Here is a 14802-nt window from a genome sequence, read left to right as displayed (position 1 = left end):
CCATTAATACCGATTTTTCCACCGGAAGGAATATTCAAAGCAAAAGCTTCATCACCTTCTACTTTTATATGAAAAGATGAGAAATAGGGATTTTATTTGTTGTTTTCTTAAATACTTTGGTTATATTTGCTTCTCTTTGTTCTTTGTATGAATAGGGTAAAGACTTGAATTTCTAACTATTATCAGTTAAAAGAAAAGTGAATATGGGAAAACTGTTTCCACCTTTTAAGGTCGATATTGCGGGAGCATTATGTGTACCTTTTACGTTGCGGGATGCAAGAAACCGATATCAGCACGGGCAAATCAGCCTGTCGGCATTGCGTGCCATTGAAAATAAGGAAATATGCAAATTAATGGAGCGATTGAAGCTGGAAGGTATAGAGGTTGTGACAGATGGCGGATTTCGGAGTTATGACTTTTTGGAAGGCTGGGAAGGTATCCGTTGCAGAGACAATGCTGATTCTTCATTGGAAAAGAAGCTGGAAGTGACCGGCAGAATCGGTTTGCTTCATCACCCTATCCTTGAAGATTTTGTTTTTCTGCTAAAGAATACCGCGGAAAATGTATTGCCAAAGCAGCATATACCGTCGCCCGGCAAAATGTTGATGAGGATTCTTCGTGAAACGGAAGCCGGGTGCTTGAAGTCGGTTTATCCGGATTTGAACATACTGTTGGATGATTTGGCTGTCGCTTATAAGAAGTTGTTGGAAGGGTTGTATGAGGCGGGGTGCCGTTATGTACAGTTCGAGGGAGTCAAATCCATGCTGACCGATGAAGCTGCCCGTCTTAACAACCGGGTACTGCGCGAGCGTCCCGAAGGATTGTTTGTAGCGTTTCATGCCGCAACGGATATGTTGATACGGTTGCACGGGGCGGATGCTTACTTCTTGAATTACGATTGTGGAATTTGCGACCGTAGCCGTCTGCTGTGGTTTGTGCATGAACGGGAAGCTGTGTTTGGCTTCGTGCTTTCTTATTACCCCGATGAGGAAGAACTGGATGAATTGCAGGCCAAGATGGAAGAAGTGCTGAATTATATACCGATGAAGCATTTGACGCTCTGTCTGCCCGATGCGGATAACCTTCTCAATCCTTCGGAAGAGGATGAGGTGAAACAGTGGAAGACTGTGAAGTTGGCTAAGGATATGGCAAACCGTATATTCTCAGTCTGAATGCACACTGTTCATCTGAGCATGTTATTATGCCGGTTGCGTATTTCAGTCTGCCGGTCTGCGTGGCCGCAAGCCAATTCTATAAAATCAACGAATGTGTGTCAAAACTAAAGTCCGCTTACTATTTGTTTCTTTTTTAGGCACGGATTACACGGAAAACACGGATTTCACAGAAAAAGAATAAAGAAAATTTGTGAGATCCGTGTTTTCCGTGTAATCCGTGCCTAAAAGAAATCGTCAAGTGTATTTTGACACATCTCCGTTGGTCTTATATTCTGCCGGCTTTCTTTGCTTATTTAAGAACCTCAGCCAATTTCTCTTGCAATTCTTCTCCGTGCAAGCCGCGTGCAAGGATGATTCCGTCACCGTCAATCAGTACAGTGTGAGGAATGCTGCTTACGGCATACAACTTGGCGCCTTCGCAGTTCCAGTATTTCAGGTCGGACATCTGCGGCCAGGTAATATTCAGTTTCTTGATAGCCTCTTTCCAGGAATCACCGCTCTGGTCTAAGGAAACGCCTACAATCTCGAAATTCTTGTTCTTGTATTTGGCGTATGCTTCTACCAGATTGGGCATTTCGCGACGGCATGGGCCACACCAGCTTGCCCAGAAGTCAACGAGCACTGTTTTGCCCTTACCCACATAGTCGGACAGTTTTACCGTTTTTCCTTCGGGGGTCTGCATTTCAAAGTCCGTAAACTTCTGACCTACGGCAGTGGCTTTCATCTTTTCTACGTTCTCCTTGATGCGGATGATGGTTTCGTCGTTGTTGTATGCTGCGGGGATTTGCGACATCAGCGGATCGAGTTCTTCCACATCCATGTAATAATGGTTCTTCTTGAGCAGGAATACTCCCACTGCGTTATTGATGTTTTGTTTGATTCCCTCTTTGGCAGTGGCGATATATTGCTCTTCCAGATCATTCATCTGCTTGGCTTTGGCTTCGCGCTGTTCGTCTGTCAGGGCTGTGTCGGACATGGACTGGTAGATAGCGTTCATCTGTTGGTTCAGTTCGTTTTGCTTGTCCCGGATGCGTTGGTAAATATCATTGTTGGCTGTACCGGTGGCAGAGTCGCCTTCGCCGGAAGTCAGTTTGATGTTGATTGCTCCGTTTTCGAGGAAGAAGTCCATCAGCACACCTTCTTTCCCGGAGGGTTGGCACGTGATATAGCGGTTCACAGCACTGTCCTGCGTTCCTTTGAAGGTGAAGGTTCCGTTGGTGATGACTGCAGAATCGAGTTTTACGAGCTGGCGGCCTTCTGCGGTTTGCAGATAAACGGTATCGCCATCGGCAGCGCCTTCTACTGTTCCGGTTACGGTGTAACCTTTGTTTCCGCTGTTACAAGCTGCGAATACGGCAGCGGCAGCGAGCAGGTAAGTTAATTTTTTCATTGCTTTGTTCATTTAATAAATAAATAGTTGCAGCAAAGATAATAATAAAAAATCCTCACCGGCATAACCAATGAGGATTTTATGTTTTTTGTCCCTTTTTTACAAGGATAGCTCTGCTTTTTATTCAGCAGCAGCTTCTGCTGCGGGAGCTTCTTCAGCCGGAGCTTCGGTTGCTTCTTCTGCAGGTGCTTCAGCGGCAGCCTTAGCAGCTTCTTCAGCAGCTTTCTTTTCGGCCAGTGCCTTAGCTTTCACTTCATTTACTTTCTTTTCAGCTTCCAGACGTGCTTTGGCTTCAGCTTTCTTAGCTTCTTCTTCCTTAGCTTTCAGAGCAGCCAAACCGCTTTGTTTGTTGTTCTTCCAAGCTTCGAATTTAGCTTCTGCTTCTGCTTCGCCGAATGCGCCTTTTGCTACACCGCCAAGAAGGTGTTTCTTCATGTAAACGCCTTCGCGAGAGAGGATGTTGCGAACAGTGTCGGTAGGTTGTGCACCTTTCAATACCCAGTCAAGTGCGCGGTCGAACTTCAAATCTACTGTGGCAGGATTGGTGTTAGGGTTGTAAGTACCAATCTTCTCAATAAATTTACCATCACGTGGTGCTCTTACGTCTGCAATTACGATAGAGTAGAAAGCATAGCTTTTACGTCCATGTCTCTGCAATCTGATTTTTGTTGCCATTTAAATAAATGTTTTTAGTTAATGATTTGAATTATGCTGCTATCTCGTAACAGCGGGCGCAAAGATACGCTTTTTCTTTTGATTGACAAAGAGTTTGCCTGATATTTTCATTATCGTGCCATAAATGCGTTTCTGTGTGAAAGACGGATGTGATTGTGTCCTGTTCTTTAAAATGTCTCCCTGCCGTGCCCGGCTGTAATCTGCTTAAATTTCACTTTTTCAACAAATTAACCCTATAGGTATTATCCTCTTATTTGTCCCCCTCTCATTTTTCCCGATTTCATTGTTTCCACGTAATTTTGCCTTATCCGACAAACGATAACATATCAGGAACAAACGGACCTATGTTGTCTTTGCCGGCAGACGAAAACTTTTAATACTAACACTAAAAACAGATTTGTAACAATGAAGAAAATTACAGCAATTTCAGTTGTTTCCCTGCTTTTACTCGCTTCCTGCGGCGGCAAGGGAAAGGATGCCGCTTCCATGGATTATGGATTGGAAGAAGCAAACGAGGTAATATCCTATTACAACACAAGCATCGACATCACCAAGAAAATGGTGGACATGGGAGAGATCTCCAAGATTATCGATTATATGCAGAAAAACGGTAAGACTCTTGTAGCGCCCGTTGTTATCCGCACGCCGGTTTCCGCAACAGACACGACTGCTTTATTGAACCCCGGCGATTGCTTCCCGTCCTCGGCTGCCGACAGTCTGAAGATGTACTACCGTCGTTTCTTCGATGTGTCCAAGCGTCTGTATGCCAATTATGATGCTTACCGCGCCTACATCAAGGCCGAAGACTATAAGGACGACAACTATGCCAAAGGTAATGAAATCTGTAAGGAAGAGAAAGAGTTGGCAGAACAGATTCCCGGACTTCGTTCCCAAATCTATGCCCTGCTTACTCCCTATGCCGATAAAGCCGAAGAGGCCACACTGATGGATAATCCGCTGAAGGACCATATCCTTGCCGGAAAGGCTTTGATTTTTGAGATAGAGAAGACTTTGGAACTCTATTCGCCCGAAGCCAAGAAGGAAGATTTGCAGGCTGCTTACAATGCTGTCAACGCCAAGAAAGAGGCAGCTTCGAAGTTGGAGAAGAAAGCGGATTTCCAGAGTGAGATGTCGAACTACGATAATTTGCTGAAGTATGTGGACAAGTTCCTGGGAGAACTCCGCAAGCAACTGCGCGACGGAAAGTTCACCGAGGATGGTTATAATGATTTAGTATCCGAATATAATGACGTAATCAGCCGTTACAATAGTTTTATAAACTGATCGGCGTTCGGAATACAGCCGGTGTCCGGGAAGAACTATGAGTATCTTCCCGGATACCTTATTAATATGGCGAGTACGGCACAGGCTCCCATGCAGAACGGGTAGTACAGATTGCCTATGATGCTGAGCGGCGAGATGCCCGCCAGTCCTGCGGCTATCAGCATTTGTGCGCCGTAAGGGATAATGCCCTGAATGAGACAGGAAAATGTATCCAGTATGCTTGCTGTTTTCCGGCGGTCCAGGTGAAAGCGTTTGGCTATGTCTTTGGCGATGGGACCGGTGGTGATGATGGCAATGGTGTTGTTGGCGGTGCAAAGATTGGCTACACTCACCAGTGCGGCTATACTGAATTCCGCACCCCGCTTGCCTGTGACGTGGCGGGTGAGGCGGGTGATGATAAAGTCGATACCGCCGTTGTAGCGGATTGTTTCCAGCATTCCGCCTGCCAGCAGGGTGATGATGATAAGTTCGCCCATACCGGTGATACCTGTTCCCATAGCGCCGAACCAATCAAAGAAAGCGGTGCTTGCATTCATGTTTTCGGCAGGAGTGACGCCGAAGACGCCCGTTGCCGTGCAAATGCCGATGATTCCCGTAGAGACGATGCCAAGTAGCAAAACCACCATCACATTGACTCCGGTTATTGCCGTACCCAGTACGATAAGGTAGGGGATTACCTTTATCCATTCAATCTCGTATATCTGCGGAACGGCGGATAAGGAAAGTCCCTGAATTACATAGATGCCCAGTACCACCAGTGCAGCCGGCACTACAATCATGAAATTTATTTTGAACTTGTCCCTCATCACACAATCCTGCGTTTTGGTGGATGCAATGGTGGTGTCTGATATGAAGGAAAGATTGTCTCCGAAGAACGAACCGCCCACTACAATGGCTGTCATATAAGGCAGGTCGATACCGGTTTTCTCTGCCAGTCCCACCGCTACCGGAGTCAGGGCAACGATTGTTCCCACGCTTGTACCGATGGATAGGGAGATGAAACAGGCAGCGATGAAAATACCCGCCAGCAGCAGGTTGTCCGGCAGGATATGCAGGGTCAGGTTTACAGTGGCGTCGATAGCTCCCATCTGTTTGGCGCTTTGTGCAAACGCTCCGGCAAGGACAAATATCCATATCATCAGCAATATGTTCTTGTTACCGGCCCCGACGGAGAACTGATAGATGCGTTGTTCCAGCTTCAGTCCCCGCGTAATGGCAATGGCATAGCAGGACGACAGCAGAAAAGCTACCGTTATCGGCACTTTATAGAAATCGTTTATAAGCAGTGATGTGATGAGGTATAAACAAAGAAATACAGCCAACGGACTCAGCGACCACCAGCCGCCCTTTTGTTTGGGAGAGGTATTTGTATCTGCGGACATACTTTCTATCATGAGTTTATAAGAACGATTGTTTTGAGTAAATCGGCTGCAAAGATACAAAAACGGATGGAATTCTGGTGCATATCTAAATATTCGGACAGAAGAACAAAAGAACAAAAAAGGAAAAATTTTATTTTTCTGGTAACATTACCTATTTTTATTCTTTTGTTCTTCTGTCCGAATTATTGTGGAATACCCGTCAACATCAGACGGTAATTCCGTGCACTCGGGCTATGAGCGCTTGCCGTTACAGTGTCACCCCTGTCTTAAAAATGGCGATTTCTTTATAGCCTTTCTTTTCATTGTTCACAAACTCGCCGCTTGCTACGCGGATAATGTAGTCGACGAAACGTTCGCAAGTCTTTTCCATCGGTTCGTTTTCAAGGATAACGCCGGCGTTGAAGTCAATCCAGCCCGGTTTGTTCTTGGCGAGGGTGGAGTTGGTGGAAATCTTCATGGTCGGTACGTACGTTCCGAACGGCGTTCCGCGGCCTGTTGTAAACAATACCATGTGGCATCCGCACGAAGCCAGGGCGGTGGCGGCAACCAGGTCATTTCCCGGAGCGGAAAGCAGGTTCAGGCCTTTTACTTTCAGGCGTTCGCCATAAGGAAGTACACCTTCCACATAGCTCTTGCCGCACTTCTGGGTGCATCCCAAAGCCTTGTCTTCCAGTGTGGAGATACCACCTGCCTTGTTGCCCGGCGACGGATTCTCACCTACCGGTTCGCCATGCGAGAGGAAGTATTCCTTGAAGTCGTTAATCAGCTTTACGGTTTCTTCAAACAGTTCTTTGTTGCGGCAACGGTTCATCAGGATTGTTTCCGCACCGAACATTTCGGGCACTTCCGTCAATACGCTCGTACCGCCTTGTGCTATGAGGAAGTCGGAGAACATGCCCAGCAGCGGATTAGCCGTAATGCCGGAGAATCCGTCGGAACCGCCGCATTTCAAACCTACACGCAATTCGCTCAGAGGCACGTCCACACGTTCGTCCTTGTTGGCTTTCGCGTAGAGTTCGCGCAGCAGTTTCATGCCTTCTTCGTATTCGTCGCCCACTTTTTGCGTCACCATGAACTTTACACGGTCGGAATCGTATTCACCCAAAAACTCGCGAAATACATCCGGCTGGTTGTTTTCGCATCCCAAACCTACTACAAGCACGGCGCCTGCATTGGGGTGCAGCACCATGTCGCGCAGTATTTTCTTGGTGTTTTCGTGGTCGTCGCCCAGTTGCGAACAGCCGTAGTTGTGCGGGAATGCCATGATTGCATCCACGCCTTTGCCGTCTGTCTCGCGGCGCAGGCCTTCTGCCAGTTGGTTGACAATACCGTTTACGCAACCCACCGTGGGGATAATCCATATTTCGTTGCGTACTCCCACATCGCCGTTTTTGCGGCGGTATCCTTTAAATGTCAGGTCCTTGTGCGGAATGTCCAGTTTCACTTCGGTGGGGTTGTACGTATATTCCAGCAGTCCGGCAAGATTGGTCCTGATGTTGTTTTCGTTCATCCAGTCGCCTTGTTTCCGTGCGGTGCGGGCGTGTCCTATGGGATAACCGTATTTAATTACATTCTCGCCTTCCGCAAAATCTTTCAGCGCGAATTTATGTCCGGCGGGGATATCCTCGTTCAGGATGATTTCTTTGCCGTCTACTATGAGTTTTTCACCGGCCGGAAGTGCTGTGATAGCCACCGCAACGTTGTCGGCCGAGTTGATTTTCAGGTACTTTGTTTCCATATACTATGTTTTAATTGGTTTCGTTCGATAGTGTCGTATTACAGTTCCATTGCCTGATTGCCCGGCACTCTTATCTGTTATAATAGAATTCTATATTTTCTTTTGTCAGCAAGTCAATCGGCATGAAGTTCTCCCTTGCGATTTCTTTTTTCAGAATCAGGTGGTCGCACAATGCTTTGATGCCGTCGAAGCCCTGCAGGGTAGGCTGTTGGGCGATAAGGAAGAAAATGCTTCCTTCTTTCAGGCAGTCCACATTGCGTTTCAGCAGGTCGTACCCCATAAGGTTGAAATCCGTTTTCCGGTGTCTTTGCAGGTACTCTCCGATGATGTATGCTTTGGAGTTGAATGTGATGCCGTTCTTTACGGTGGGATGGACGCGGAAGAAATCATCCAGCATCTGTGCATCTTCACCGTCGCGTTTGGCGTGCAAGTCCAGTTCCCAGATGCGACAGCCGGGATGATGCTCGCGCATATATTCTCGGAAACCGATTTCCCGCCGTTCCTGTTGGTTCGAACCTACAATGCCTTCGTTTATCTTGCGGAAGATAACGATTTCCTGTGCATCCTCACCGGCAAGCAGCATCAGCATACGTGCGGCAAAATACCCGCTTTGGTGTGAATTCTGTCCGAAGAAAGAGAGGGCGGGAGCTTCCTTGATATTCGAGTCTATATATATATAAGGTATATCCAGCTTTTCAAGTTCATCGGTAAAGGGAGTGGTGTACTGCGGGGCAGTGGGGGCAAACAACACACCGTCGGGCGTCATTTCCACGATACTGCGGGCTTCCCGGGCGAAGGAGCGGTAATCGTACGGGTCGTAGTACCTCAGCTTCACGGTGATGTTGAAATCCGAGTAGGTGGTCAGCGCTTCGTGTATGCCGCTTTCCACTTCGGTCCAATATTCTCCGGTTTCGTGCTGGGGTAGCAGGCAGGCAAAGGCGTACTTCTTGTTGGAAGCCAATGCGCTGGCGTACATATTGGGCTGGTAGTTCAGTTTCTCCAGAATTTCTTCCACGCGTTTGCGGCTGGCTTCCGACACTCCGCTACGTCCGTGGATGACGCGGTCTACGGTTCCTACCGACACATCGGCCATCTTGGCGATGTCTTTGATTCTTATTCTTTCCGGCGTATTCATGGTTTTACTCATGGTTTTTTGTGCCCGTGCACAATAATAATCTAAATATTTTCGATACAAATATATAACAATTTTTGTAATTACGAAAATTGTTGTATCTTTGTGCCCGCACACGAAAGCTATGAAGAACAAGCTGTCTTTTAGTTTACTCTACATGGTATCAGGTGTTTAGCTTTTTAATAGGAGCTGATGTGATAATTTGAAAGAAACAATTTAATCATAGTATTTAATAAAAACATAGAATTATGGGAAAGAAAGTCGTTACATTAGGTGAGATTATGTTGAGACTGTCCACTCCGGGCAACACTCGTTTCGTACAGTCCGATTCTTTTGATGTAGTATATGGCGGCGGTGAGGCTAACGTTGCTGTCAGCTGTGCCAACTACGGTCATGATGCTTACTTTGTAACAAAATTGCCGAAACACGAAATCGGTCAGTCGGCAGTGAACGCTTTGCGCAAATATGGTGTAAAGACAGACTTCATCGCACGTGGTGGCGACCGCGTAGGTATCTATTATCTGGAAACCGGTGCATCTATGCGTCCCAGCAAGGTGATTTACGACCGTGCCCATTCTGCAATTGCTGAAGCCGATGCAGCAGATTTCGATTTCGACGCTATCATGGAAGGTGCAGATTGGTTCCATTGGTCAGGTATCACTCCCGCTATCTCCGACAAGGCTGCCGAACTTACCCGTTTGGCTTGCGAAGCTGCCAAGCGTCACGGCGTTACGGTATCGGTAGACCTTAACTTCCGTAAGAAACTTTGGACAAAGGAAAAAGCTCAGTCCATCATGAAACCGTTGATGCAATATGTAGACGTTTGCATCGGTAACGAAGAAGATGCTGAACTCTGCCTCGGTTTCAAACCCGATGCCGATGTAGAAGGCGGTAAGACAGATGCAGAAGGCTACAAAGGCATCTTCAAGGCTATGGCTAAGGAATTCGGTTTCAAATACGTTATTTCTACATTGCGTGAATCATTCTCGGCAACGCACAACGGTTGGAAAGCAATGATTTACAACGGTGAGGAATTCTACGAATCAAAACGTTACGATATCAATCCGATCATCGACCGTGTAGGTGGCGGTGATTCTTTCTCAGGCGGTATCATCCACGGTTTGCTGACTAAGCCTAACCAAGGCGCTGCCCTCGAATTCGCAGTGGCTGCTTCCGCTTTGAAGCACACTATCAACGGTGACTTCAACCTCGTTTCAGTTGAGGAGGTAGAAGCGCTGGCAGGCGGTGACGCAAGCGGTCGTGTACAACGCTAATGATTTTTTTCAGGCACGGATTCCACGGATTCCGGTGTAATAATTACGCAGAACACGCTACTAATCCGTGTCTGAAAGAACAGAAAAAGAGTTATTTCCATACATTAAATTACTGATTAATACAATGGCAAAATTTGATAAAATAGCCGTATTGAACAAAATTGGTTCAACCGGTATGGTTCCTGTATTCTACCACAAAGATGCAGAAGTGGCAAAGAAAGTAGTGAAAGCTTGTTACGATGGTGGTGTTCGTGCATTCGAGTTTACCAACCGCGGTGACTTTGCTCACGAAGTATTTGCAGAAGTTGTAAAGTTCGCAGCTAAAGAATGTCCTGAAATGGCTATGGGTGTAGGTTCTATCGTAGACCCTGCTACTGCGGCACTGTACCTGCAATTGGGTGCAAACTTCATTGTAGGCCCGTTGTTCAACCCCGAAATCGCTAAGATTTGCAACCGCCGTCTGGTGGCTTACACTCCGGGATGCGGAAGCGTTTCAGAAGTAGGTTTCGCACAGGAAGCAGGTTGCGACCTTTGCAAGATATTCCCGGGTGATGTACTGGGCACTAAACTCGTAAAAGGCCTGTTGGCTCCGATGCCGTGGTCTAAGCTGATGGTTACCGGCGGTGTAGAACCGACACAGGAAAACCTGACTTCTTGGATTAAAGCCGGCGTATTCTGCGTAGGTATGGGTTCCAAGCTCTTCCCGGGCGACAAGGTTGCTGCAGAGGATTGGACTTACGTTACGGAGAAATGTAAGGAAGCTTTGGCTTACATTGCAGAAGCAAGAAAGTAATTATTATATTTCATTTTGTTTAAAGGTGTTTAAAGGGGACAACCATCGAGGTGCTACGGCACTTCGGTGGTTTGTTTTTTTATACCCGGTGTAATGCTTTCGGCGGATAGTGTGTCACATTGGTAGCATTTTAACTGTTTACAAGTGTAAAAGAGATGCTTAATCTCTAAAACAATGTTATAAAACACACACTTCTTTCCCCTTCTGTTTGCGCACACGGAAAAAAGTATTACCTTTGCAATGCAGTTGGGAAATTGCTCTTATAAAAGAATAAAAAGATAAAGTTTTCAGTATAGGTAATTAGTTAAGAGGTAAAAAGATTGAATTAATTCATAGGTAAAAGTTTTAGATTAAAGTAGGTAATTAGAAAAAGGTAAAAGTTAAACATTAAGTGTTATTTAATAGGTAATTGAAGTTTATTTTTTAGAGGTAAAAAGAAAGATTGATTTTCAGGTAACAAAAATTTGATGCAAGTAAAAAAAGAAAAGCCTTTGGGCTTTTCTTACACGAGGCGAGGGGTTCGGAAGAGCTTGCTCGTTTTTTTATTTCTGTATTTTATGCTCACTTTTTTGTATATTCTGTCCAAACTCTTCCCGTTTTTTGTATCTTTGTAACGAATGTCCGGCAGGCAGGCTTTCCGGAACATAGAACAACAGGCTTAAATTGCATGGATTTTGGAATACTTGTTATATACTCTTGATTGGTTGCTATACATTTTATTCGCGATAAATGTGGCATATCTGCTGGTGTGCAGTCTGGCATCGCTGTGCCGTTACAAACCGTTCGTTACCGCACCGGCCCGGACAAGCAAGCGTTTTGCTGTGTTCATTGCCGCTTATCGCGAAGATGCGGTTATATTGCCTACCGTGCATGCCTGTCTGGCGCAGGATTATCCGGACGACAGATATGATGTTGTGGTTATTTCGGACCACATGCAACCCGAAACCAATGCAGTTTTGTCTTCACTTCCCATAAAGCTGCTTCAAGTCGATTTTGAGAAGAGCACCAATACCAAATCCCTGCAAGCAGCCCTCGGATATCTGGACAAAGCCGCTTACGACATAGCATTGGTAATAGATGCGGATAACATTATTGCTCCTTCCTACCTGTCCGAGCTGAACGATGCTTTCTCCGTGTCCGGCGTCCGGGTGGTACAGACACATCGCGTGGCCAAGAATCTGAATACCGGTATGGCCTATCTGGATGCAATCAGCGAGGAGATAAACAATTCCATATTCCGTTTGGGACATGTCAATTTGGGAATGTCGGCGGCTCTGATAGGTTCGGGGATGGCCTTTGAATATCCCTTGTTTTACGATGCGATGATGGATAACACTTCTGTGGGCGGTTTTGACCGCGTGCTGGAAATGAAGCTTCTTTATAAGGGCATACACATTCATTATCTGCCCGATACTATCGTCAGGGACGAGAAGATACAGAAAGCGAACAGCTTTTACAGGCAGCGTCGCCGTTGGCTGTCCGCCCAGTATTACAGTTTCTTTGAATTTGCCAATCACCTGCTACCTGCCATTCGCAGCGGGAAGTGGGACTTCTGCGATAAGCTTTATCAGCAAATCTCTCTTTCCAGAGTGTTGCTGCTGGGCTTTGTGTTCATAATTTCCCTCGCACATTCCCTGTTCGCGTCTCCGTCGGCCTGTAAATGGTGGGGGATATTCATACTGTTGCTGTTGGCGCTGGCTCTCGCCATTCCCCGCAAATATTGGAAATGGCGTTTGCTGAAAGCGGTTTGTTGGGTTCCTTACTCTTTCCTGCTGATGCTTTTGAACCTGTTCCGGCTGAAGGAAGCGAACAGGCGGTTTATTCATACCACGCACGGAGTCGATTGAAAAATTATGCCATGGAACGGAACATCCCCGAAATATCAGTGATAGTGCCTGTATATAACGTCGAGCAATACTTGGCCGAATGTATAAGCAGCATTTTATCGCAAACGTTTACTGATTTCGAGTTGCTGTTGGTAGATGACGGCAGCCCGGACCGTTGCGGGGAAATCTGTGATGAATATGCGGGTAAGGATAAGAGAGTAAGAGTTTTCCATCAGGAGAATGCAGGGTTGAGTTGCGCCCGGAACAAAGGGCTGGAGCACGCATCGGGGACTTATATTGCATTTGTCGATTCGGACGATTACGTCACTTCCACCTATTTGCAGGAGCTTTACGCATCATTGCCTGCCGATAAGTCTCAAAGAGGAACGGTAATCTGCGGGTTCGATAAACTGTTTCCCGACGGTTCTTTGCATACCGTTCATGTTCCGCAACAAACCATCTTGCCGATGGACTGTTCGCGTGTGCTTGCAGAACTGGTTGGAAAGTACGTAATGTATGCCTGGGCAAAGCTGTATGACAACAGGCTGATAAAGGAACACGGTATCCGGTTTGTTCCTGCTGTGTCGGGATTGGAAGATATGCTCTTTATGCTCGACTATCTTCCTTATTCGGATTTTCTGCTTATCCGCGATACTTCCACCTATATATATAGGGTGGGATATTCTATGGCTACATTATCCACTTGCATAAAAGATTTCCGCAGCGAATACGCCGCTTTTTCCAACTATCTGGAAAGAGTATGCCGATATAAGGAAACCTATCGATTGGAGGATTCCTCTTTGGTCGGGGTATGGGATTCATTAACGGTGTTTTTTCATAAAATCCTGTTGGCAGTCTATAAGAAAGAGAATCATTATAGCCGAAAAGAGCGGATTGTTTTTTTGCGTCAGTTGCTTTCATCCCACAGGAGGTGGATAGAAGAATGCTTCTCTCCCCAGTATAAGGCGGATAAGTTTTTAAGGTTTTTGCTGGTTAATGTCGGTGCGGTTGCTTTTGATGCGTGGATGCGCTGCCTGTGGGGAATTAAGTTCAGGTATATGTTTGGAGCGGAAAGATGATGGAACAATGTGTCATATCTGTAATAATACCGATCTATAAGGCAGAAAAATACCTTTCCCGTTGTATCGCAAGTCTGCTTGCCCAGTCTTTTACAGCTTTTGAATTGTTGTTAATCGATGACGGCAGTCCTGACAACAGCGGCAAGATATGCCATGACTGGGCCGAAAGAGACTGCCGTATCCGTGTGCTGCATCAGACGAATGCAGGTGTCAGTACGGCCCGCAACAAGGGGTTGGATGAAGCGAAAGGAGAGTATATCGTTTTTGTCGATTCGGACGATTATGTGGGTACGGACTACCTGAAACATCTTTATGAAGAGAGACCTTTGAACCTGGACTCAATTGTAGTACAGGGCTTTACAGTTGTGTCGGAGCAGACAGACAGGCAATATACAACCTCTTTTATTCCGTCGGTCTATACCGGTAGAGAAGTCAGGGAGCTGTTTCTCAATGATGAGATGCGGGATATGCGGGGACCGGTTGCCAAACTTTTCAGCCGGGTTCTCATTGAGCGGTTGGGGCTACGCTTTCCAGCGGAGGCTTCTTTCGGTGAAGATACGATATTCAATTTTCAATATTTGTTTCATTGCCGGCAGGTGGTTGTAGGCAGCCATGTAGATTATGTCTATTGCGACGTACCCGGTTCTTTGACAAAGCGTCTGAATGATTTTGCATCGGAGTATGCAACTTTCAAATTATATAAATCGATTACTGTACGGCTTGCCGGAAAGTTGGACTTGAATGTGGCGGATATGAGAACTGCTTTCTCCTTTGTCGTGTTGTTTTTCCAGCGTGCATTGATTGCCGACTATCGCTCTGCCGGGAAAGTTCCTTTCTCATTACGGACACAACATTTGCGCCGGTTGGCAGCGGAACAGCGCTCTTTCATGAAAGAGTTTTATCATCCCGGATATAAAGCGGACAAGTGGGGCAGGCAGTTCCTGTTGCATGGTTTCTGCTTTTGTTATAATCTTTATATGTCCATACTTTGCAGTTGCCGGTTCAGGTACGTATTCGGTTATCCCGAAAAGGCATAGGACAGGTCTGGTGTTAT

General features: G+C 46.3%; 12 protein-coding genes. 7 read left to right on the top strand and 5 right to left on the bottom strand.

The window, feature by feature from the left end:
• Positions 1-203: 203 nt before the first annotated feature.
• Entirely contained in the window at positions 204-1172 is a 969-nt protein-coding gene (locus AB5903_RS17090; protein WP_060386669.1) for a hypothetical protein, read from the top strand.
• 292 nt (positions 1173-1464) lie between these two features.
• On the opposite strand, the gene AB5903_RS17085 is transcribed toward AB5903_RS17090, so the two are convergent.
• Positions 1465-2565 carry a TlpA disulfide reductase family protein gene (locus AB5903_RS17085; RefSeq protein WP_016662779.1) on the bottom strand — a complete coding sequence of 367 codons (1101 nt, stop codon included), beginning with the start codon at positions 2563-2565 and terminating at the stop codon, positions 1465-1467.
• A 120-nt stretch (positions 2566-2685) separates the two neighbouring features.
• Positions 2686-3240, bottom strand: a complete 555-nt coding sequence (locus AB5903_RS17080; RefSeq protein ID WP_005653092.1) for a 30S ribosomal protein S16 — start codon at positions 3238-3240, stop codon at positions 2686-2688.
• Positions 3241-3645: 405 nt separating this feature from the next.
• On the opposite strand from AB5903_RS17080, the gene AB5903_RS17075 reads away from it, so the two are divergent.
• Positions 3646-4524, top strand: coding sequence for a DUF3829 domain-containing protein (locus AB5903_RS17075; RefSeq protein ID WP_005653090.1), 879 nt, complete (start codon positions 3646-3648; stop codon positions 4522-4524).
• Positions 4525-4559: 35 nt separating this feature from the next.
• Here the strand turns inward: AB5903_RS17075 and AB5903_RS17070 are convergent, their stop codons facing one another.
• From AB5903_RS17070 to AB5903_RS17060, 3 genes are all read right to left on the bottom strand, one after another.
• Positions 4560-5906: a Na+/H+ antiporter NhaC family protein gene (locus tag AB5903_RS17070; protein ID WP_368118066.1), complete on the bottom strand. Its 1347-nt coding sequence runs from the start codon at positions 5904-5906 to the stop codon at positions 4560-4562.
• Positions 5907-6153: 247 nt separating this feature from the next.
• Entirely contained in the window at positions 6154-7644 is a 1491-nt protein-coding gene (locus AB5903_RS17065; protein WP_368118064.1) for a UxaA family hydrolase, read from the bottom strand.
• A gap of 70 nt (positions 7645-7714) precedes the next feature.
• Positions 7715-8791, bottom strand: coding sequence for a LacI family DNA-binding transcriptional regulator (locus AB5903_RS17060; protein WP_229087371.1), 1077 nt, complete (start codon positions 8789-8791; stop codon positions 7715-7717).
• Between the two features lie 233 nt (positions 8792-9024).
• On the opposite strand from AB5903_RS17060, the gene AB5903_RS17055 reads away from it, so the two are divergent.
• The 5 genes from AB5903_RS17055 to AB5903_RS17035 all read left to right on the top strand — a co-directional run bounded on the left by AB5903_RS17055 (position 9025) and on the right by AB5903_RS17035 (position 14785).
• Positions 9025-10050: a sugar kinase gene (locus AB5903_RS17055; protein ID WP_005653084.1), complete on the top strand. Its 1026-nt coding sequence runs from the start codon at positions 9025-9027 to the stop codon at positions 10048-10050.
• 124 nt (positions 10051-10174) lie between these two features.
• A complete protein-coding gene (locus tag AB5903_RS17050; RefSeq protein ID WP_117667630.1) occupies positions 10175-10843 on the top strand; it encodes a bifunctional 4-hydroxy-2-oxoglutarate aldolase/2-dehydro-3-deoxy-phosphogluconate aldolase in 669 nt (222 codons plus the stop codon).
• A 674-nt stretch (positions 10844-11517) separates the two neighbouring features.
• Positions 11518-12690, top strand: a complete 1173-nt coding sequence (locus AB5903_RS17045) for a glycosyltransferase family 2 protein (protein WP_368118063.1) — start codon at positions 11518-11520, stop codon at positions 12688-12690.
• Positions 12691-12701: 11 nt separating this feature from the next.
• Positions 12702-13748 carry a glycosyltransferase family 2 protein gene (locus AB5903_RS17040; protein WP_368118062.1) on the top strand — a complete coding sequence of 349 codons (1047 nt, stop codon included), beginning with the start codon at positions 12702-12704 and terminating at the stop codon, positions 13746-13748.
• The gene (locus AB5903_RS17035) at positions 13745-14785 is read left to right on the top strand and encodes a glycosyltransferase family 2 protein (protein ID WP_368118061.1); all 1041 of its coding nucleotides are present in this window, start codon (positions 13745-13747) and stop codon (positions 14783-14785) included. Before AB5903_RS17040 ends, AB5903_RS17035 begins: the two co-directional genes overlap by 4 nt.
• Positions 14786-14802: the final 17 nt, after the last annotated feature.

Origin of the sequence: Bacteroides sp. 2201st1_D9_2201SCRN_220225 (assembly GCF_040928965.1) — a bacterium.
Classification (GTDB): Bacteria; Bacteroidota; Bacteroidia; order Bacteroidales; family Bacteroidaceae; genus Bacteroides; species Bacteroides stercoris.
This window is presented reverse-complemented; position numbering and strand designations above follow the sequence as displayed.